This is a genomic window from Streptomyces sp. NPDC006687 (genome assembly GCF_040636215.1).
GTDB lineage: Bacteria > Actinomycetota > Actinomycetes > Streptomycetales > Streptomycetaceae > Streptomyces.
On the sequence record NZ_JBEYJJ010000012.1, the window covers coordinates 109,332 to 128,077 of the forward strand.

Sequence of the window (18,746 nt, forward strand, 5' to 3'; positions counted from 1 at the left end):
GCCCGCGCGGCCGCCGCAGGTCACGGCTGGTGCAGCCCGGCGCGCAGGCGCTGGACGGCCTCCACCAGCTCCCCCGGGCCCGAGACCCCGGCGAAGCTCATCCGGACGTAGGCGGCCGGCGGCTCGGCGCAGAAGTAGGGGCGGCCGGGCGCGACGGCGACCCCGGCGCGCAGGGCCGCCGCCGCGAACTCGGCGTCGCTCCCGCCGCCCCCGGGCCGCACCCACAGCTGGTAGCCCCCGTGCGACAGGTGCGGGACCCGCACCCCGGGCAGCTCCCGGCGCAGGGCGCCCGCGAGCACCTCGCGGCGGTGGCGCAGCTCGGCGGCGACGGCCCGCAGGTGGCGCGGCCAGGCGGGGGCGCCGACCAGTTCCAGGGCGGCCTCCTGGAGTGGGCGGGGCACGAAGAAGCTGTCCACCACCTGGATGGCGCGCAGCCGGTCCAGGACCGGGCCCCGGGCGGCGAGGGCCCCCACGCGCAGGCTGGGTGAGGTGGCCTTGGTCAGGGAGCGGACGTGGACGACGACCCCGTCGGCGTCCTCGGCCGCCAGTGCCGCGGGCAGGGGGCCGGCGTCCTCGTGGGCGAGGTTGCGGGCGTAGTCGTCCTCGATCACGAAGGCCCCGGCGGCCCGCGCGATCCGCAGCACCTCGGGCCGCCGCTCGGCCGACAGGACGGCCCCGGTCGGGTTCTGGAACAGCGGCTGGCATACGAAGACCCGCGCGCCGGTGGCTTCGAAGGCGGCGGCCAGCAGCTCGGGCCGCACCCCGTCGGCGTCCACCGGGACGGGCACCGGCCGGCAGCCGGAGGCGCGGGCGATGCTCAGCAGCCCGGGGTAGGTGGGCGACTCCACCAGCACGGGCGCGCCGGGCGGGGCCAGCGCCCGCAGGGCGGTGGTCAGGGCGCTCTGCCCACCCGCGGTGATCATCACATCGGCGGCGCCCAGGGCCCCCACCGCGCCCCCGATCTCCCGGGCGAACCAGTCGCGCAGCTCGGGCAGCCCCTCCACGGGCGGCCTCCCCCAGGCCCCCGGCCGGCGTCCGGCCCGGGCCAGGGCGGCGGCCATGGCGCGCTCGGGCTGGAGGGAGGGGTGCAGGTAGCCGCCGTTGAGCTCGATGACCCCCGGCGGCGGCTGGGCCAGCGAGACCAGCACCCCGGAGGCGTCCACCGAACGCGGGACGATCTCCCCGGCGCCCTCGGCGCTCAGGGCGACCTCCTGCCAGGAGGTGTCGCCGGGCGCGGGGCCGGCCGTACGGGGGTGGGCGCGGTAGACCCCGGCGCCGGGCCGGGTGACGACGAGCCCCTCGGCGGCGAGCTGCGCGAGGGCCCGGGAGACGGTGACGGGGCTGACGCGGTAGCGCTCGACCAGGGCGCGGCTCGACGGGAGCTTTCCACCCACAGGATAGCGGTCCAGCTCCGATCGCAGGGATTCCGCCAGTTCGGCCACGCTGCTACGCTCGTACATGACAGCAAAGAATAGCGCTACTCTCCCCGCCCCGATAGCGGTCCAGGCGGAGGGCCGCAGCGCCGGCCGCAGCGGTACCATCCTCGCCCTCCTCGGGGTGGTCGCCTTCTCGCTGACCTTCCCCGCCACCGCCTGGGGCCTGGAGAGCTTCGGCCCGTGGTCGCTGGTGGCCCTGCGCAGCGTCCTGGCCGCCGTCATCGCGGGCGCCTTCCTGCTCGCCGGGCGGGTGCCGCTGCCGGACCGGGCGCACTGGGCCGGGCTGGCCGTCGTCGCCGGCGGGGTGGTCGTGGGCTTCCCGCTGCTGACCACTCTCGCCCTGCGGACCTCCACCACCTCGCACGCCGCCGTCGTGGTGGGCCTGCTGCCGCTCACCACCGCCGCGCTGTCGGCGCTGCGCACCGGGACCCGGCCCCCTCGCGCCTTCTGGGCGGCGGCGGTCGCCGGCGCCCTGGTGGTCCTCGCCTTCACCCTGGCCCAGAGCGGCGGCGCCCTCTCCGCCGGGGACGCCTACCTGTTCGGGGCGCTGCTGGTGTGCGCCGCCGGCTACACCGAGGGCGGCCGCCTGGCCCGGCTGATGCCGGGCTGGCAGGTCATCGGCTGGGCGCTGGTGCTGTGCCTGCCGCTCTCGGCGGCCGGCTCCCTGCTCGGGCTCGCCTCCGAGCCGGTGCACCTGACCTGGCACGGAGTGGCCGGCCTGGGGTGGGCCGCGGCCGGCTCCACCTTCCTCGGGCTCTACGTCTGGTACCGGGGCATGGCCGCGATCGGCGCCCCGCGCGCCAGCCAGCTCCAGCTCGCCCAGCCGCTGCTGACCCTGGTCTGGTCGGTGGCGCTGCTGGGCGAGCGGCTCTCCCCGGCGACCCCGCTGGCCGCCGGGGCGGTCCTGGTCTGCATCACCGTCACCCAACGGGTCAAATAGCCCCGGATCGGCCTAAACTACTGGCACCGGACCGGACCTGTTCCGAGGGAGGTCAGCAGATGCGAGCGACCGAGGGCGACCAGCTGGTGCAGCACGGCAGGATCGTGGGCCAGCACGACAGGGTGGGCGAGATCGTCGAGGTGCTGGGCGAGGACGGCGCTCCCCCGTACCGGGTGCACTTCAGGGACGGACACGACGCCGTGATGTCCCCGGGCCCCGACTGCGTGGTGCGCCACCCGGACAGGCCCGAGGGCACGTCCACCCCCTGGCGCTGACCCGCCGGATGAGCCGCCGGGCCGGCGCGCGTCCGGCATCCGGTCAGCGCGGCGCCGCCACCGACTGGTAGTGGTCCGAGACGACCCGGGCCATGGCACCGTTGGGGTCCGCGACCACCTGCTTCGCCGAGAAGTAGACGTGGCCGCGGACCTCCGCGTACCGCTTGGCGAAGGTCAGGTGCTTCGACAGCTCCGCCGGATCCCGCCAGGCGGGCGTGGAGCTCTCGGCGTCGCAGCGGTACAGGGCCTCGCCCACGTAGAGGTCCACGCCCGTGCCCGCGACCGTCCGCGCCCACCAGGGCACGATGTCCGCGTAGTCGGCCTGCGGGTGGCCGATGTGCCAGTACGCCTGCGGCACGATGTAGTCCAGCCAGCCCTCGGTGACCCACTTGCGGGTGTCCGCGTACAGGTCGTCGTAGGTCTGGACGCCCGCCCGGGTCGGTGAGCCCATCGGGTCGGTGTCCCGGTTGCGCCACACCGCGAACGGGCTGACGCCGAACCGCGCCTCCGGGCGGACCTGGCGCAGCCGCTGCGCCATCTCGGACACCAGGGTGTCGGTGTTGTGCCGGCGCCAGGCGGCCCGGGTGCCGAAGGAGGCGCCGTACTCCGCGTAGGCGTCGTCGTCGTCGAAGTACTCCCCCTCCACCGGGTACGGGTAGAAGTAGTCGTCCCAGTGCACGCCGTCGACCGGGTAGCGGGAGACGGCGTCGAGCATCGCCTCCTGGACGAAGGTCCGCACCTGGGGCAGTCCGGGGTTGTAGTACAGCTTGCCGCCGTGCGGAACGACCCAGTCGGGGTTGCGGCGGGCCGGGTGCGAGGCCGCGAGCCGGGAGGGGTCGGTGTGGTTGGCCACCCGGTACGGGTTGAACCAGGCGTGCAGCTCCAGGCCGCGCGCGTGCGCCTCGGTGACGGCCGTTCCCAGCGGGTCCCAGCCGGGGTCCTTGCCCTGCGTCCCGGTCAGCCACTGCGACCAGGGCTCACGCGCCGAGGGCCAGAAGGAGTCCGCCGCGGGCCGGACCTGGAGGACCACCGCGTTCAGCCGGCGCCGCACGGCGGTGTCCAGGAGGGCGGTCAGCTGGGCGCGCTGCTCCCGGGCGGTGAGGCCGGACGCCGAGGGCCAGTCCAGGTTCGTCACGGTCGCGATCCACATCCCCCGGAACTCCCGGACCGCCGCCCCGCCCCCTCCTCCGCCCGCGGGGCGCGCCGGCCCGCGTCCGCCGGCCGGGACCGCATGGGCGCCACCCGCGCCCGCCGCCACGGCCACCGCTCCGGCCGCTCCCGCCAGCAGCTCCCGCCGTCCGATGTACGTCATGTGATGATTCCGTTCCTGTGCGTGACAACGCTTCGCGAAGGCCCAGCATGCCCGCCCCGCCCGGTCACCGGCGGGAAGGACGGGAGTAACGTCGGGGGGCGTGGCGGGCGCCGGGGTGCAGTTACCACTGCCGAACAACGGGGGACCCGCGATGGATGAGCAGCGAAAGGCACGATGTGACGGACCTCTCTACCCTCCCGACCGACATCACCCGGGTCGGCGTGGTGGGCTGTGGCCAGATGGGCGCGGGCATCGCCGAGGTGTGCGCCCGCAGCGGTCTTGAGGTGAAGGTCGCCGAGACCACCGGGGAGGCCCTGGAGATCGGGCGTACCCGGCTGCACAACTCGCTGACCAAGGCCGCCGAACGCGGCAAGATCAGCGAGGAGGAGCGGGACGCCACCCTGGCCCGCCTCACCTTCACCACCGATCTCGGCGAGTTCGCCGACCGTGACCTCGTCATCGAGGCCGTCGTGGAGAACGAGCAGGTCAAGACGGAGATCTTCCAGGTCCTCGACCAGGTGATCACCCGCCCGGACGCGATCCTCGCCTCCAACACCTCCTCGATCCCGCTGGTCAAGCTGGCCGTCGCGACCTCGCGGCCCGACCAGGTCATCGGCATCCACTTCTTCAACCCGGCGCCCGTGCAGCGGCTCGTGGAGCTGATCCCGGCCCTGACGACGAGCGAGGAGACCGTCAAGCGGTCCGAGGCCCTGGTGCGGGAGGTGCTGGGCAAGCACGCCGTCCGCGCCCAGGACCGGTCCGGCTTCGTCGTCAACGCCCTCCTCGTCCCGTACCTGCTGTCGGCGATCCGGATGTTCGAGTCCGGTATCGCCAGCCGTGAGGACATCGACAACGGCATGGAGCTGGGCTGCGCCCACCCCATGGGCCCGCTGAAGCTGTCCGACCTGATCGGCCTCGACACCATCGCCTCGATCGCCGACTCGATGTACACGGAGTACAAGGAGCCGCTGTACGCCGCTCCCCCGCTGCTCCAGCGCATGGTCGACGCCGGCCGCCTGGGCCGCAAGACGGGCTCGGGCTTCTACCCGTACGGCTGAGCCGCCGGCCGCGCGTGCGGGAAGGACCCCGGCCGCCCGCACGGCGGCCGGGGTGCGGCCGAGGGCCGGGGTGCCTCCGCGAGGGCGGCTAGCCCAGCCTGAGGTGGTGGAGCAGGAGGAGGCCGGCGGCCATGTTGGCGGCCGGGATCTCGCCGCGGGCGATCATGTCCGGGACCAGTTTGAGCGGGACCCACGCGCGGCGTGAGGACTCGAAGGCGTCCTGCGGTTCGCCGGTGCAGGTGGCCTCCTCCGTCCAGTAGAGGTGGTGGCGGGCGTCCGTCAGCCCGTTGGAGGGCTCGACGGTCATCAGGTGGCGCAGCGGGCCCGGCCGCCAGCCCGACTCCTCCTCCATCTCCCGCGCGGCGGCCGCCTCGACGGACTCCCCGTCCTCGACCACCCCGGCGGGCAGCTCCCAGCCCCAGCTGTCGGTGATGAACCGGTGCCGCCACAGGAGCAGCACCTCGTCGGCCTCGTTGACGGCCGTGGCCACGGCCACCGGCCGCAGCCGGATGACGAAGTGGTCCAGGTGTCGGCCGTCGGGGAGTTCCACGTCCGCCAGGTTCACGTCGAACCAGCGGTTCTTGTACACGGTCTGTTCGCTCCGGTTCGTCCACTGCACGGTATTGCCGCCTTCCGGTTCGTAGGTGGCAACATGGCAGCAGCTGGGGCCGTCACAGGGGAACGCGCAGCGCCCCGTCGATGAGGCCGGCGGTCTCCTCCGCCCCGGCGCAGCCGCTGCTCAGCAGCGCTTCGCGGACCGCCCGCAGCCGGTCGCGCAGCCGCAGCGACTCCATCCCCTGGGCGCGTTCGGCCATTTCGGCCGCCGAGGCCACCGCCCGGTCCGCCTCCCCCTGGCGCAGCTGGATCTCGCAGAGCATCGCCAGGCGGTGCACCCTGCCCCGGTCGTGCGCCGGGGTTCCCGCGGCCTCGGCCGCCTGCGCGTGCGCGGCGTCCAGGTCGCCCAGGCTCAGCAGCGCCTCCGCCACCTGTACGTTGACCAGCCCGGGCTGGACGTAGCCCGTCTCGGCGGGCTCGGCGCCCGGCCGGATCCGCTCGGCGGCGGCCTCGGCGCGCCGGATGCAGGCCAGCGCGGCCGCGGCGTCCCCGAGCTGGGCGTACGCCTTGGCCTGCATCGCGTGCAGGTCGGCGGCCAGCGCCGGGGTGATCCGGCCGCCGGCCGTCCGCAGCGCGGCCTCCGCGAAGGCCACGGCCTGGCGGAAGTCCCTCAGGTGCAGGGACTGGTTGACCAGCAGGGCGATCACGTACGCCCCCAGTCCCCGGTCCCCGCTGGCCTTGGCCAGGCGCAGCGCCTGGTGGAAGTAGCGCTGGGCCAGGCCGTGGGCGTCGGAGTCGTAGGCGCAGATGCCCGCGACCGCCACCAGGGAGCCGGTGGCGCGGTGCAGCCGCCGGCCGAGGTCGTCGGGGTAACTGCCGCGCAGCATGGGGGCGGTCTCGCTGCCGAGGAAGCGGACGATCCGGGCCCGGGTGGCCATGCCGCCGGCCCGGCGGTACATCAGTTCGTAGTGGGCGCGGGCGGCCCGGAGGATCTCGATGTGCTCGGGGCCGATGCGGTGCGGGCCCGTACGGGAGACGTCGGCGTCCTCGGGCGGGTTCTCCCACTCCCAGACGGGGATGACGGCGGGGGTGCCGGTGAGGGCCTCCGCGGTGAGCTGCGCGGGCCGGCCCAGCTCGTCGGAGCGCCACAGGGCGGTGGCCCGGTCCACGAAGCCGCTGAGCGGCGTGGTGTGCGCGGTCGCCCGGCCGGGGACGCCGAGCCCGATGTCGTCCAGGCCGACGGGGCGTCGCAGGCGTCCGCCCAGCACCTCGCAGATGAGGTCGGGCACCTGGCCGCGCGGGCGCTGCCCCTTCAACCAGCGGGAGACCGCGGTGTGTTCGTAGCGCAGCGCGAGTCCGCGGGAGCGTCCCGCCTGGTTGACGTGCGCGGCGAGTCCGGCGTGGGAGATGCCCGCCTCGGCGAGGAGGGCGTCGAGCAGGGCATTGGGCTGCATGGGCCCCTCCAAGGGCTCGTCCGCTTCAGGCTAGTGGCTGAGCGGTGCGCGCGGGGCGCGGTGCGGACAAATCACACGGGGTGTGAACCGAGAACGCGCATAAATGCGATGCGCACCCTGCCGCGGAGGGGCCGCGCCGCGCTTCACTTAAGGGCCTCACCAAGAGGCCGCCCGGTCGTCGGCTCCCCCTCGTACAGTGCGACGACCCGGCACCGCGCCGCCCGCCTTGCTGTCTGCCCGACACTCCATGGCAGGCGGGCGGCGCACCACGGCTCCGCGGGGGCCGCCCGGTTGGTCGCCGGGCCGCCCGCCCGGAGCCGGGCCGGTTCCGCACCGGGCTCTTCCACCGGCCCGGTGCGGCAGCGGCGCCGCCGGTCGCGCCGGACCGGCCCGGGTCGTTCCACTCCCCCCAGCCCGGGCCGGTCCGGCCGCACCGGCCCCGCCATGACCGAGGGGCCCGTCCGGTGATCCGGACGGGCCCCTCAACGCTGGGTGCTGACGACGGCTCAGGCGCCTCGCAGCACCGCCCCGGTGCGTTCGCCCGCGAGGGCCACCGCCGCGTCGCGCGCGGCCGTGGACTCCTCGGCGGTCAGGGTGCGGTCGGGCGCGCGGAAGCGCAGCGCGTAGGCGAGGGACTTCTTGCCCGCGCCGACCTGCTCACCGGTGAACACGTCGAACAGCCGCAGCGATTCGAGCAGTTCGCCGGCGCCCTCGCGCAGCGCGGCCTCCACGGCCGAGGCCGGGACGGAGGCGTCGACGATCAGCGCGACATCCTGGGTCGCCACCGGGAAGGTGGAGATCCGGGGCGCCTGGAGGGCCTCGCCGCCCGCCGCCGCGAGGCGGTCGAGGTCGAGCTCCATGGCGCTGGTGCGCGCCGGCAGGCCGAGGGCCTTGACCACGCGCGGGTGCAGCTCGCCGGCGTGGCCGATGACCGTCTCGGCGCCGTCGAGGGTGACGACCAGCTCGGCGCAGCGGCCGGGGTGCCACGGACCGTACTGGCCCTGGCGGACGGTCAGCTCGGCACCGGCCTCGACGGCCAGCGCGCGGGCGGCCTGGACCGCGTCGGCCCAGTCCGCCGGACGGCCCTTCCCCCACCAGCCGGCCTGCTCGCGGGCACCGGCCAGCACGACCGCGGCGTGGCGCGGCTGCGCGGGCAGGGCCGCGTCCAGGGTGGCGATCTCCTCGTCCGTGGGACGGCGGTCGACGGGCAGCCGTACGGCGGTGCCCGGCCGGTCGCCGCCCAGGAAGACCGAGCCGGTCTCGAAGAGCGCCAGGTCGTGGCTGCCGCGGCTGTCGTTGCGGCGCAGCGCGCCGAGGAGGCCCGGAAGCAGCGTGGTGCGCAGCGCCGGCTCCTCGTCGGAGAGCGGGTTGACCAGCTTGACGACCCGGCGGCACGCGTCGTCCGCGGGCAGCTGGAGCTGGTCGAGGACGCCCTCGCCGATGAACGGGTAGCTGAGCGCCTCGACGTAGCCGGCGCCGGCCAGGGCGCGGCCGACACGGCGGTGCAGCTGCTGGCGCGGGGTCAGACCGCGGCCGGAGGGCACCTGCGGGAGGGTGGAGGGGAGGTTCCCGTAGCCCTCCAGGCGGATGACCTCCTCGGCGAGGTCGTTGGGCGCGGCGAGGTCGGGCCGCCACGAGGGGACGGTGACGACGAGCTCGTCCTGGCCGTAGACGTCGCAGCCGATCTCCTGGAGGCGGCGTACGACGGTCTCGCGGCCGTACTCCATGCCCGCGACCCGGTCCGGGTGGTCGGCGCGCATCGCGATGGTGCGCGGGGCCCCCGGGGCGATGAGCTCGGTGACCCCGGCCTCGGCGGTGCCGCCGGCGAGCAGCACGAGGAGGTCGACGGTGCGCTGCGCGGCCGCGGCGGCGGCCATCGGGTCGACGCCCCGCTCGAAGCGCTTGGACGCCTCCGAGGACAGCTTCAGGCGGCGGGCGGTGCGCGAGATCGACACGGAGTCGAAGTGCGCGGCCTCGATGACCACGTCCGTGGTGCCGGTGACGGCGCCGGTCTCCGGGTCGGTGACGGAGTCGGCGATCTCGGTGTTGGCGCCGCCCATGACACCGGCGAGCCCGATGGGGCCGCTGTTGTCGGTGATCACCAGGTCCTCGGCGTCGAGGGTGCGCTTGACCCCGTCGAGGGTGGTGAACTTCTCGCCCTGCTCGGCACGGCGGACACCGAGGGCGCCGTCGAGGCGCGAGCGGTCGTACGCGTGGAGCGGCTGGCCGAGTTCGAGCATCACGTAGTTGGTGATGTCCACGGCGAGCGAGATCGGGCGCATGCCGGCCTTCTGGAGGCGGCGGGTGAGCCAGATCGGGGAGCGCGCCTCGGGGTCGAGGCCGGTCACCGTGCGGGCGGTGAAGCGGTCGCAGCCCTGCGGGTCGGAGATCGTCACCGCGTAGCCGTACGAGTTCGGCGCGGGCACGTCCAGCAGCGCCGGGTCGCGCAGCGGCAGGCCGTAGGCGGTGGCGGCCTCGCGGGCCACACCGCGCATCGACATGCAGTAGCCGCGGTCCGGGGTGATGTCGATGTCCAGGACCTCGTCGACGAGCTGGAGCAGCTCGATCGCGTCGGTGCCCGGTTCGTACTCCGGCGGCAGCACGATGATGCCGTGCGTGCCGTCGTCGCCCATGCCGAGCTCGTCGCCGGAGCAGATCATGCCGTGCGAGGTCCGGCCGTAGGTCTTGCGCGAGGCGATCGCGAAGTCGCCGGGCAGGACGGCGCCGGGCAGGACCACGACGACCTTGTCGCCGACGGAGAAGTTCCGGGCGCCGCAGACGATCTCCTGCGGCTCGCCGGTGCCGTTGGCCTGGCCGACGTCGACCGTGCAGAAGCGGATGGGCTTGCGGAAGCCCTCCAGCTCCTCGATGGTCAGCACCTGGCCGACGACGAGGGGGCCCTTGAGCCCGGCGCCGAGCTGCTCGACGGTCTCGACCTCGAGGCCGGCGTCGACGAGCCTGGCGGCGACGTCGCGGCCGGTTTCACCCGCGGGGAGGTCGACGTACTCCCGCAGCCAAGAAAGCGGGACCCGCATCAGATCTCCATCCCGAACGGCCGGGTGAAACGGACGTCACCCTCGACCATGTCTCGCATGTCTTCAACGTTGTGGCGGAACATCAGCATCCGCTCGATGCCGAACCCGAAGGCGAACCCGCTGTACTTCTCGGGGTCCACCCCGCAGGCGACGAGCACCTTGGGGTTGACCATGCCGCAGCCGCCGAGCTCGATCCAGCCCTCGCTGGAGCAGGTACGGCAGGGGCGGTCGGGGTTGCCCACCGAGGCGCCGCGGCAGACGTAGCACTGCATGTCCATCTCGGCGGACGGCTCGGTGAACGGGAAGAAGTGCGGGCGCAGGCGCGTGGTGGTCTGCTCGCCGAAGAGCTCCTTGACCATGTGGTCGATGGTGCCCTTGAGGTCGGCCATGGTCAGGCCCTCGTCGACGGCGAGGAGCTCGACCTGGTGGAAGACCGGGGTGTGCGTCGCGTCGAGCTCGTCGGTGCGGTACACCCGGCCCGGGCAGACGATGTAGACGGGGGGCTTGCGCTCCAGCAGCGAGCGCGCCTGCACCGGGGAGGTGTGGGTGCGCAGCACGACGCCGGACTCGTCGCCCTGGGTGCCCTCGGGCCCCTGGACGAAGAAGGTGTCCTGCATCTGGCGGGCGGGGTGGTCGGGCGTGAAGTTGAGGGCGTCGAAGTTGAACCACTCCGCTTCGGCCTCGGGGCCTTCCGCGACCTCGTAGCCCATGCCGACGAAGATGTCCGCGATGCGGTCCATCAGCGTGGTCAGGGGGTGGCGGGCGCCGGCGGGCACGCGGTCGTAGGGCAGCGTGACGTCCACCGCCTCCTCGACCAGCACCCGCTCGTCGCGCTCGGCCTCCAGGGCGGCCATCCGGGCGCCGAACGCCTTGTTCACGGCGCCGCGGGCCTGTCCGACGCGCTTGCCCGCCTCGGCCTTGGCCTGGGGCGGCAGGGCGCCGATCTCGCGGTTGGCGAGCGCGAGGGGCGAGCGGTCGCCCATGTGCGCGGTCTTCGCCTCGCGGAGCTCGTCGAGGTCGCCGGCGGACGCGAAGGCGGCGAGCGCCTCGTCCCGCATGCGCTCGATCTCTTCCGGTTTCAGTGCCTCGACCTCGACAGGGTCGTACGACTTGTTCGGTGCCGACATCTCTTCCCGTACTTCCGATGGCTGGCTGGTGGGTCCCCGCACGACGCGCGCGACTCGATTCGGCGTGATCGGCACAAGGACACAAAGGTGCCAAAGGACGAGTCTAAGGGCCGCCGGGGGTGAGGAAGCCCGTGGGCCGCCTGGCGAGACTCCCGCAGGGTTACTGGGTGAGGTAGGCCGGCGCGCTCACGGGCAGCATAAATCGGAACTCCGCGCCGCCGCCGGGCCCGCGCCCGACGGTGATCGTCCCGCCGTGGGCCTCCACGATGCCCTTGACGATGTACAGGCCCAGGCCGGTGCCGCCGCGCTTGCTCCCCCGCCAGAAGCGGGTGAAGACGCGGCCCATCGACTCCTCGGGGATCCCGGGGCCTTCGTCGGTCACGGTGACGGCTGTTCCCTTCTCGTACGGCGATACGTCGATGGTGACCGTTCCGTCGCCGTGCCGCACCGCATTTTCGAGGAGGTTGCCGAGAATCTGGTCGATCTTGTCCGGATCGGCCCACAGGTCGGGCAGCGGGTGGCTGACGCGGACGAGGAACCGTTCGGGGGCCTGGCCGTTCGCGGTGAGGGCCTGGACGTGCCGGCCGACGGCCGCGGCGATGTCCACGGGCTGCCGGCGCACCTCCAGGCGGCCGGAGTCGATCCGGGAGATGTCGAGGAGCTCGGCGATGAGGCGGGTGATGCGGTTGGCGTCGGCGTCGACGGTCTCCAGCATCAGCCGCTTCTGGTCGTCGGTGAACCGCTCCCATTTGGCGAGCAGGGTCGCCGTGAAGCCCTTGACGGAGGTCAGCGGAGAGCGCAGCTCGTGCGCGACGGTGGCGATCAGCTCGGCGTGGCTGCGCTCGGTGCGCCGGCGGGCCTCGGTACCGCGCAGGGTGACGACCAGGCGGCTGAGCGGGCCGGTGGGGTGGGTCCGTACGTACGCGGCGGAGACCAGCACCTCGCGGCCGCCGGGGAGCAGCAGGTTCCGCTCCGGCTGGCCGCGCCGGGTGGCGAGGCCGCCGTAGGGGTCGGTCAGCGTCCACCAGCGGCGGCCTTCGAGGTCCTCCAGCGGCAGCGCGCTCTCGATGCGCGCGCCGAGGGCCCGGCCGGCGGCGATGGCGGTGATCCGGGAGGCGGCCCGGTTGAAGCAGACGACCCGCCCGGTGTGGTCGGCGACGACGAGCCCGTCCGGGAGTTCGTCGGGGTCCAGGGCGAAACCGGGGGGACGCCGCGCCTCCGGGGGCGCGGGGACGTTCCCGGACCGCTGCTCTGCCGCGCCGGCGGCCCCCGGCGAGCTGTTCGTGCCGACGGTCATGTCCCCGTACCCCACATCTCCGGGCCGCGCAGTGGGCACCCGGACGGCCACATTACTAGCTGGGGGTCACGGAGCGGCACCCTCCGGGCGCCCGCTGTGCACGCGCCGACGCGTAGAGGCACACGGCGGCGGCGGTGGCCAGGTTCAGGCTCTCGGCCTTGCCGTGGATCGGCACCCGTACGACGGCGTCCGCCAGCGCCCGGGTCTCCTCGGGCAGGCCCCACGCCTCGTTGCCGAAGACCCAGGCCGAGGGGGAGCCCATGGTGCCGGCGTCCAGTTCGGCGTCGAGGTCGTCCTGCCCGGCCCCGTCCGCCGCGAGGATCCGTACCCCCGCCGCCCGCAGCCCCGCCACGGCCTGCTCGACGGGGACGCCGACGGCCACCGGGAGGTGGAAGAGGGAGCCCACGGAGGCGCGGACGGACTTGGGGTTGTAGAGGTCGACGGAGGCGTCGGTCAGCACCACCGCGTCGGCTCCGGCGGCGTCGGCGCAGCGCAGCACGGTGCCGGCGTTCCCGGGGTCGCGGACGTGGGCGAGGACGGCGACCAGCTTGGGCCCGGCCGCCAGGATCTCCTCGAAGGGGGAGTCCAGGAAGTGGCAGACGCCGACGAGCCCCTGCGGGGTGACGGTCTGCGAGACCTCCGCGAGCACCTCGTCGCAGGCGTAGTGCACCCGTGCCCCGCCCAGCAGGGCGGCCTCGACGATGTCGGCGTAGCGCTCGGCGGCCTCGACGGTGGCGAACAGCTCGATCAGGGTCGCGCCCTGGGGCCCGCGGTGGGCGACCGCCTCGCGGACGGCCTGGGGGCCCTCGGCGAGGAAGCGGCGCTCCTTGGTGCGGAAGTTGCGCCGCGCCAGCCGCCGGGCGGCGGCCACCCGCGGGGATCGGGGGGAGATCAGCTCGGCGGGGGTGGGCATCGTCTCGGGGTTCTCTCTCGGGGGGTCGCGGGGAGTGGGCGGCGCGGCCGCGCGGGGCGGGGCGAACGCACACGGACCCGCAGGCGATCGCCTGCGGGTCCGTGGGTGCCGGCCACTGTCCAACGGGGCCGGCGAATGCCTTACGCGGCGGCCTTGGGCGCGTTCACGTCGGCCGGGAGGGCCTTCTGCGCGACCTCGACCAGCGCGGCGAACGCGTTGGCGTCGTTGACGGCCAGCTCGGCCAGGATCTTGCGGTCCACCTCGATGTTGGCGGCCTTCAGACCCTGGATGAGGCGGTTGTACGTCATGCCGTTCTGGCGGGCAGCGGCGTTGATGCGCTGGATCCACAGCTGACGGAAGTCGCCCTTGCGCTTCTTGCGGTCGTTGAAGTTGTAGACCAGCGAGTGGGTGACCTGCTCCTTGGCCTTGCGGTACAGGCGCGAACGCTGACCGCGGTAGCCGGAGGCCGCCTCGAGGATCGCCCGGCGCTTCTTGTGGGCGTTTACTGCCCGCTTGACGCGTGCCACTTTTTACTCCTTGTAGCGGGGCCGTGGTTGTCTTCACACGGCCCGAATTCGATGGGGTCCCGGTCTTGACGTCCCGCTCCCGGTCGCCGGGAGCGGAGGGACGTCACTTGCCGAGAAGCTTCTTGATCTTCGCGGCGTCGCCGGGGGCCATCTCCGCGGTGCCGGTCAGGCGGCGGGTGACACGGGACGACTTGTGCTCGAGCAGGTGGCGCTTGCCGGCGCGCTCACGGAGCACCTTGCCGGAGCCGGTGATCTTGAAGCGCTTCTTGGAACCGCTGTGCGTCTTGTTCTTCGGCATAGCGCCGTTATCTCCTCGTCGGTGGCGCTCCCACCGGTCCGTACGGACCGGCTGGCGGGAGCGTCATGTTGTGTGGGTGATCCGAGACGGAGTGCCTCGGGATCAGTCCTCGGTGTTCGCCTCGGCAGAGCCGTCGGCGGCCACCTCGGTGGACTCGGCCTCGGTGGCCTCGACCTCGGCGGACTCCGCCTCGGTGGACTCCACGTCGGCCGGAGCGGCCTCGGCGGCGGCACCACCCTGGCGCTCGGCCTTGCGGGCGGCCTGCGCCTCGCGGGCTTCGGCCATCGCCTCGGTCTTCTTCTTGTGCGGACCGAGGACCATGATCATGTTTCGGCCGTCCTGCTTCGGATTCGACTCGATGAAGCCGAGGTCCTGGACGTCTTCCGCGAGACGCTGCAGCAGTCGGTAGCCGAGCTCCGGCCGGGACTGCTCGCGACCACGGAACATGATCGTGATCTTGACCTTGTCGCCCTGCTTGAGGAACCGAACGACGTGACCCTTCTTGGTGTCATAGTCGTGCGGGTCGATCTTCGGCCGGAGCTTCATCTCCTTGATGACCGTGTGCGCCTGGTTCTTGCGCGCCTCACGGGCCTTCATGGCCGACTCGTACTTGAACTTGCCGTAGTCCATGAGCTTGCAGACCGGCGGGCGAGCGGAGGCCGCGACCTCGACCAGGTCCAGGTCGTATTCCTGTGCGAGCTCAAGCGCCTTCGCAAGCGGGACGATGCCCACCTGTTCGCCGCTGGGACCGACGAGTCGCACCTCAGGGACTCGAATCCGATCGTTGATGCGGGGCTCGGTGCTGATGGATCCTCCTCGGTAGCACCACACGGCTGCCTGGCAGACAGCCGCTGACGTCTTTGTGTCGTCAGACCGACCGCGGCGGAGAAATGAAAAATGCCCCGCCGGGCACAGGCAGGGGCTCCAAAACAACCGGAGCACCGCCGCGTGCGAACCGCGGGGCGCAGATCGGCGGCTTTCCATCGTCCGTACGGAACGATGGATACCGCCTGACCGGATGACCCGCCGCCCCGGAGGGTGGTCGGGTGGGAGATCGGAGCCTCCACTTGTGGGCCGGGCACATACGTGTCCGGCCGGTCGCTGTCCATACTACCCCACGCGGGGCAGGGCCGCCGCACGACCTATCGTGGTGGGCATGACTGACGCGACGCCCTCCGATTCCACCGTTCCCGACTACGACGAGATGACCCGCGACATCGCGGACGTCCCGGCCGTCGAGGTCATCACCACGGTGGCCGTCCACCTGCTGAGCGCCGCGGCGGTCAACCTGGGCCTGGACAAGCCCGACTCCGAGCACAAGGACCTCGACGAGGCCCGCAAGCTCATCAACGCCCTGGCCGGCCTGGTCACGGCCAGCGCCACCGAGATCAGCTCCTTCCACGCCGCCCCGCTGCGCGACGGCCTCAAGTCGCTCCAGCTGGCCTTCCGCGAGGCGTCCCTCGTACCGGACGAGCCGGGCCAGGGCCCGGGCGAGAAGTTCACGGGCCCGGTCTACGCCTGACCTTCCACCGCAGGATTCCGCTTGTAGCCCGGAGGGCCGCCCGCCAGATGGCGCGGGCGGCCCTCCGGCGTACCCGGGGCCCGTACGGGCCCCCGCCTCAGCGCGTGAAGAGGGGTTCGCCCGGCGGGACCGGGGCGTCCGCCGGCAGCAGGGCCAGGTCCAGGCCGCGGACGAGGCGCCCGCGCAGGGTCTCGTCCGCCGCGAGGGCCTCGGCGACGCGGCGGACCGCCGGAGCGGCCGGCGCCCCTTCGGCCAGCACGACGGCGAGGATGCCGTCGGCGGAGTCCCCGCCGGGGCCGAGGTGGGCGCGGAGCACGGCCGACTCGGCGGCCACCGCGGCCCGTACCGCCGCGCGGACGGCCGGGTCGGCCAGCGGGCCGGCGTCGGTGCGGCCCTCGGCCAGCGCGAGCAGCGCCGGGCCGGTCAGCTGGTACGGGACGGGACCCGCCAGGTCGAGGACGAGCGTGTCGGCCTTCTCGTGCGCGGCGGCGGCCAGCGCCTGGTGCAGCGGGACCGCCACCGGGCGGGCCGCCGGGTCCCACAGGGCCAGCGAGGCCAGCGAGGTGAAGGCGGGCAGCGCCCGGCGGCTGCCGGCCGTCAGGGTGGGCACGGCCATGTCGCTGGTCTTCTCGCGCTTCAGCCCGGTCTCCGGGTCGGTCTCGACCTCGCCGAGCACCGCCACGACGGGCACCAGCAGCCGGGCGTCCTTCAGCGCCGCCAGCAGCTCGGGCTCGCGCGAGCGGTCCTCGGCCCAGGCGGCCAGGGCCGCGCTCAGCCGGGGATCGGCGGTGCCGTCGTCGTCGGAGAAACCGGGGTTCGGGATGTTCTTGGTGGCCACAATCAACCGACCCTATCCCGCCGTGCGGCGCGCGGGCGCCGGGCCAGCAGGGCCGCCAGCACCAGCAGCGCCGCTCCCCCGGCGACGGCCGCCGGGGCGGCCCCGCCGGAGCCCCGCCCGGCCGCGCGGACCGGGTCGGGGCCGGGGCCGAAGAAACGCCGCCCGGCCGGGACGGCGACGGGCAGCGGGCCCTCGGGCCGCAGCGCGCCGGCGGACTGGAGGGCCGCGACCGGGTCCACCGTGCCGTGGCCCCGGGCGTCGTCGCGGCCGCCGGCCGGGCGGGCGGTGGCGGTGTCCTCCAGCAGCTTCTTGACCTGCGCCGGTGACAGGCCCGGGTGGGCGGCCTTGACGAGGGCCACGGCGCCGGAGACGAAGGCGGCGGCGGCGCTGGTCCCCCAGCCCTCGTAGTAGGCCCGGTCCGGGTCGGCGATGACCACGTCCACACCCGGGGCGCTGACGGTGGCGTACCAGTGGCTGGTGGAGAAGGGGGCCTTGTGGCCCTGGCGGTCGACGGCGGCCACCGCGATGACACCGGGGTAGGCGGCCGGGTAGGAGGTGTGGTCGCCGCGTTCGCCGCCGTTGCCCGCGGAGGCGACGACGACCACGCCCTTGCCGAGGGCGTACTGGACGGCCTCGTCCTCGGCGGGCTCGTGGTGGGCGGAGTCGCTGTCGTCGCCGAGCGAGAGGTTGATCACGTCGGCGCCGTGGTCGGCGGCCCAGCGGATGCCCTCGGCGAGGGCGCCGGACTTGGAGTCGCGGGCCTTGGCGCGGCCCGGGTCGCCCTCCTCCAGGATCACCCGGACGGGGAGGATCTTCGCGTGGGGTGCGATCCCGAGGACGCCCTGCGAGCGGTCGGGGCCGTGTCCGTGGCCCGCGATGATGCCGGCCATCGCCGTGCCGTGGCGGGCCCAGGCGCGGTCGCCCCGGCCGGCGCCCATGCCGACCAGGTCGGTGCCGGCCAGGACCTGGCCGTCGAGGTCGGGGTGGGTGGCGTCCACGCCGGTGTCGAGGACGGCGACGGTGATCCCGTCGCCCTGGGTGATGCCCCAGGCTTCCTCGGCGCGCAGGGCCAGCAGGCCCCACTGGCGGTCGCGGATGGTGTCGGCGGCCGCGGGCGGGGCGACGGCGACGGCGAGGAGCGCGGCCAGCGCGGCGACGGCCCCGCCGGCCCGCAGGGCGGTCCTGCGCGGCGGCGCGGCCGGGTGTACGGCCGGGGCCGGCGGGGTGGTGCGGGTCATCGGAGGGTCTCCTGGCGGGGCTGCCGGGCCGCGGCGGCCTGCGCCGGGGGCGGGGGTGCGGCGAGGGCGCCGAGGGTGCGTTCGACGCGGACGGCGAGGGCCTTGGCCTCATGGCCCAGCCCCGCTTCGGCGACCGTTCCGGTGGCGCCCGGCCGGGCGGCCTCCTCGGCCGGGACGGGGGCGTCCATGGCGCGGCCGTCGGCGAAGGCGGAGACGGCGTAGACGACGGCGGGGGCCTCGGCGACGATCCCGGCCGTCCAGGCGGCCCGGCGGGAGTCGGCGTACTCGTAGGCGGGCGGGGCGGGGAGGCGGCCGCGCAGGCCGTCCATGGTGCGGGCGTCGGCCGGGGTGAAGACCAGGCCGACGGTGATCAGGCTGCTGCGGGTGGAGTCGGTGTAGGTGGCGCGGAGCACCCGGGTGCAGCCGGTGGCCGTCAGCGCCGCGCGCCAGTCGGCGGGCAGGGCGGCCGCGCAGTCCGCGTCGGGCGCGAGGGCGATCCGGGTCCAGGTGCGGCTCGCGCCGCCGGGGCCGGCCTCCCGGTCCTCCAGTACGGGCGGCAGGAGCCCGTCCGCGGGGGCGGTGTGCCAGAGCGAGGCGGCCGTGCGGTAGGCGGCGTCGGGGGGCAGCGGGCGGTGGCCGGCGCGGTACTGGCTCCACGTCGTGGCGGCGCCCCCGGCGAGGAGGGCGGAGCCGAGCAGGGCGCAGAGGGCGGCGGTGGTGACGCGGGCCGGGTGGCGGCGGGGCCCGGGGGGCGGGGGCGGCGGCTGGCCGGGGTCGTCCAGGACCTCGGTCCGCGGTGTCGTCGTGGTCATGCGGCGGCTCCGCCCCCCGTTCCGTACGGCTGCCTGCCCGTACTCTACGGGGCCCCGGAGGCGGCGGGTCCGGGGCGGTGGCCCCCTGGAGACCCCCTGGACCCCTACC

Annotated in this window: 18 protein-coding genes; 4 read left to right on the forward strand and 14 right to left on the reverse strand. The window is 74.4% G+C overall.

Going from position 1 to position 18,746, the window contains the following annotated elements; translation table 11 throughout:
• Window positions 1–20 precede the first annotated feature (20 nt).
• On the reverse strand, window positions 21–1,460 hold the full coding sequence (locus ABZ716_RS17345; RefSeq protein ID WP_358812407.1) for a PLP-dependent aminotransferase family protein: 1,440 nt from the start codon (window positions 1,458–1,460) through the stop codon (window positions 21–23).
• On the opposite strand from ABZ716_RS17345, the gene ABZ716_RS17350 reads away from it, so the two are divergent.
• Complete coding sequence (locus ABZ716_RS17350; protein ID WP_358959787.1) at window positions 1,459–2,376, forward strand: DMT family transporter; 918 nt, start codon at window positions 1,459–1,461, stop codon at window positions 2,374–2,376. The two genes, ABZ716_RS17345 and ABZ716_RS17350, sit on opposite strands and share 2 nt — an antisense overlap.
• A gap of 59 nt (window positions 2,377–2,435) precedes the next feature.
• A complete protein-coding gene (locus ABZ716_RS17355) occupies window positions 2,436–2,651 on the forward strand; it encodes a DUF1918 domain-containing protein (RefSeq protein WP_351885696.1) in 216 nt (71 codons plus the stop codon).
• A 43-nt stretch (window positions 2,652–2,694) separates the two neighbouring features.
• On the opposite strand, the gene ABZ716_RS17360 is transcribed toward ABZ716_RS17355, so the two are convergent.
• Complete coding sequence (locus ABZ716_RS17360) at window positions 2,695–3,963, reverse strand: family 10 glycosylhydrolase (RefSeq protein WP_358959789.1); 1,269 nt, start codon at window positions 3,961–3,963, stop codon at window positions 2,695–2,697.
• Between the two features lie 155 nt (window positions 3,964–4,118).
• Between ABZ716_RS17360 and ABZ716_RS17365 the strand changes: the two genes are divergently transcribed.
• Complete coding sequence (locus ABZ716_RS17365; protein WP_351885702.1) at window positions 4,119–5,021, forward strand: 3-hydroxybutyryl-CoA dehydrogenase; 903 nt, start codon at window positions 4,119–4,121, stop codon at window positions 5,019–5,021.
• Window positions 5,022–5,109: 88 nt separating this feature from the next.
• Here the strand turns inward: ABZ716_RS17365 and ABZ716_RS17370 are convergent, their stop codons facing one another.
• The 9 genes from ABZ716_RS17370 to infC all read right to left on the reverse strand — a co-directional run bounded on the left by ABZ716_RS17370 (window position 5,110) and on the right by infC (window position 15,058).
• Window positions 5,110–5,640, reverse strand: a complete 531-nt coding sequence (locus tag ABZ716_RS17370) for an NUDIX domain-containing protein (protein WP_358959792.1) — start codon at window positions 5,638–5,640, stop codon at window positions 5,110–5,112.
• A gap of 52 nt (window positions 5,641–5,692) precedes the next feature.
• Entirely contained in the window at window positions 5,693–7,030 is a 1,338-nt protein-coding gene (locus tag ABZ716_RS17375; RefSeq protein ID WP_358959795.1) for a transcriptional regulator, read from the reverse strand.
• 506 nt (window positions 7,031–7,536) lie between these two features.
• Window positions 7,537–10,065, reverse strand: coding sequence for a phenylalanine--tRNA ligase subunit beta (gene pheT / locus ABZ716_RS17380; RefSeq protein WP_351885713.1), 2,529 nt, complete (start codon window positions 10,063–10,065; stop codon window positions 7,537–7,539).
• The gene (gene pheS, locus ABZ716_RS17385) at window positions 10,065–11,192 is read right to left on the reverse strand and encodes a phenylalanine--tRNA ligase subunit alpha (RefSeq protein WP_351885716.1); all 1,128 of its coding nucleotides are present in this window, start codon (window positions 11,190–11,192) and stop codon (window positions 10,065–10,067) included. The genes pheT and pheS overlap by 1 nt, the downstream gene beginning before the upstream one ends.
• A gap of 160 nt (window positions 11,193–11,352) precedes the next feature.
• Window positions 11,353–12,489 (reverse strand): HAMP domain-containing sensor histidine kinase, encoded by a 1,137-nt coding sequence (locus ABZ716_RS17390; RefSeq protein WP_358959798.1) that lies wholly within the window; start codon window positions 12,487–12,489, stop codon window positions 11,353–11,355.
• Window positions 12,490–12,544: 55 nt separating this feature from the next.
• On the reverse strand, window positions 12,545–13,402 hold the full coding sequence (locus tag ABZ716_RS17395) for an RNA methyltransferase (RefSeq protein ID WP_351885722.1): 858 nt from the start codon (window positions 13,400–13,402) through the stop codon (window positions 12,545–12,547).
• A gap of 140 nt (window positions 13,403–13,542) precedes the next feature.
• Complete coding sequence (rplT, locus tag ABZ716_RS17400; protein ID WP_007263143.1) at window positions 13,543–13,929, reverse strand: 50S ribosomal protein L20; 387 nt, start codon at window positions 13,927–13,929, stop codon at window positions 13,543–13,545.
• Window positions 13,930–14,032: 103 nt separating this feature from the next.
• Window positions 14,033–14,227 carry a 50S ribosomal protein L35 gene (rpmI, locus tag ABZ716_RS17405; protein WP_030387121.1) on the reverse strand — a complete coding sequence of 65 codons (195 nt, stop codon included), beginning with the start codon at window positions 14,225–14,227 and terminating at the stop codon, window positions 14,033–14,035.
• Between the two features lie 102 nt (window positions 14,228–14,329).
• Window positions 14,330–15,058: a translation initiation factor IF-3 gene (infC, locus tag ABZ716_RS17410; protein WP_358812413.1), complete on the reverse strand. Its 729-nt coding sequence runs from the start codon at window positions 15,056–15,058 to the stop codon at window positions 14,330–14,332.
• Between the two features lie 325 nt (window positions 15,059–15,383).
• Here infC and ABZ716_RS17415 point away from each other — a divergent pair, with 325 nt between their 5' ends.
• Window positions 15,384–15,749 carry a DUF1844 domain-containing protein gene (locus ABZ716_RS17415; protein WP_351885728.1) on the forward strand — a complete coding sequence of 122 codons (366 nt, stop codon included), beginning with the start codon at window positions 15,384–15,386 and terminating at the stop codon, window positions 15,747–15,749.
• Between the two features lie 97 nt (window positions 15,750–15,846).
• On the opposite strand, the gene ABZ716_RS17420 is transcribed toward ABZ716_RS17415, so the two are convergent.
• From ABZ716_RS17420 to ABZ716_RS17430, 3 genes are read right to left on the reverse strand one after another with little or no spacing between them, the layout of a single operon-like run.
• Window positions 15,847–16,587, reverse strand: a complete 741-nt coding sequence (locus ABZ716_RS17420; RefSeq protein ID WP_358959800.1) for an SseB family protein — start codon at window positions 16,585–16,587, stop codon at window positions 15,847–15,849.
• A 2-nt stretch (window positions 16,588–16,589) separates the two neighbouring features.
• Entirely contained in the window at window positions 16,590–17,825 is a 1,236-nt protein-coding gene (gene mycP, locus ABZ716_RS17425; protein ID WP_358812415.1) for a type VII secretion-associated serine protease mycosin, read from the reverse strand.
• Window positions 17,822–18,637: a hypothetical protein gene (locus ABZ716_RS17430; RefSeq protein WP_358959803.1), complete on the reverse strand. Its 816-nt coding sequence runs from the start codon at window positions 18,635–18,637 to the stop codon at window positions 17,822–17,824. Before ABZ716_RS17430 ends, mycP begins: the two co-directional genes overlap by 4 nt.
• Between the last annotated feature and the right edge of the window lie 109 nt (window positions 18,638–18,746).

Bases quoted from the DNA above. Each gene is read 5' to 3' on its own strand.
- ABZ716_RS17355 (WP_351885696.1), top strand. From the start codon at position 2,436: ATGCGAGCGACCGAGGGCGACCAGCTGGTGCAGCACGGCAGGATCGTG.
- pheS (WP_351885716.1), bottom strand. From the start codon at position 11,192: ATGTCGGCACCGAACAAGTCGTACGACCCTGTCGAGGTCGAGGCACTG.
- ABZ716_RS17365 (WP_351885702.1), top strand. From the start codon at position 4,119: ATGAGCAGCGAAAGGCACGATGTGACGGACCTCTCTACCCTCCCGACC.
- ABZ716_RS17415 (WP_351885728.1), top strand. From the start codon at position 15,384: ATGACTGACGCGACGCCCTCCGATTCCACCGTTCCCGACTACGACGAG.
- ABZ716_RS17360 (WP_358959789.1), bottom strand. From the start codon at position 3,963: ATGACGTACATCGGACGGCGGGAGCTGCTGGCGGGAGCGGCCGGAGCG.
- ABZ716_RS17390 (WP_358959798.1), bottom strand. From the start codon at position 12,489: ATGACCGTCGGCACGAACAGCTCGCCGGGGGCCGCCGGCGCGGCAGAG.
- ABZ716_RS17345 (WP_358812407.1), bottom strand. From the start codon at position 1,460: ATGTACGAGCGTAGCAGCGTGGCCGAACTGGCGGAATCCCTGCGATCG.
- ABZ716_RS17395 (WP_351885722.1), bottom strand. From the start codon at position 13,402: ATGCCCACCCCCGCCGAGCTGATCTCCCCCCGATCCCCGCGGGTGGCC.
- mycP (WP_358812415.1), bottom strand. From the start codon at position 17,825: ATGACCCGCACCACCCCGCCGGCCCCGGCCGTACACCCGGCCGCGCCG.
- ABZ716_RS17350 (WP_358959787.1), top strand. From the start codon at position 1,459: ATGACAGCAAAGAATAGCGCTACTCTCCCCGCCCCGATAGCGGTCCAG.
- rpmI (WP_030387121.1), bottom strand. From the start codon at position 14,227: ATGCCGAAGAACAAGACGCACAGCGGTTCCAAGAAGCGCTTCAAGATC.
- ABZ716_RS17375 (WP_358959795.1), bottom strand. From the start codon at position 7,030: ATGCAGCCCAATGCCCTGCTCGACGCCCTCCTCGCCGAGGCGGGCATC.
- pheT (WP_351885713.1), bottom strand. From the start codon at position 10,065: ATGCGGGTCCCGCTTTCTTGGCTGCGGGAGTACGTCGACCTCCCCGCG.
- ABZ716_RS17430 (WP_358959803.1), bottom strand. From the start codon at position 18,637: ATGACCACGACGACACCGCGGACCGAGGTCCTGGACGACCCCGGCCAG.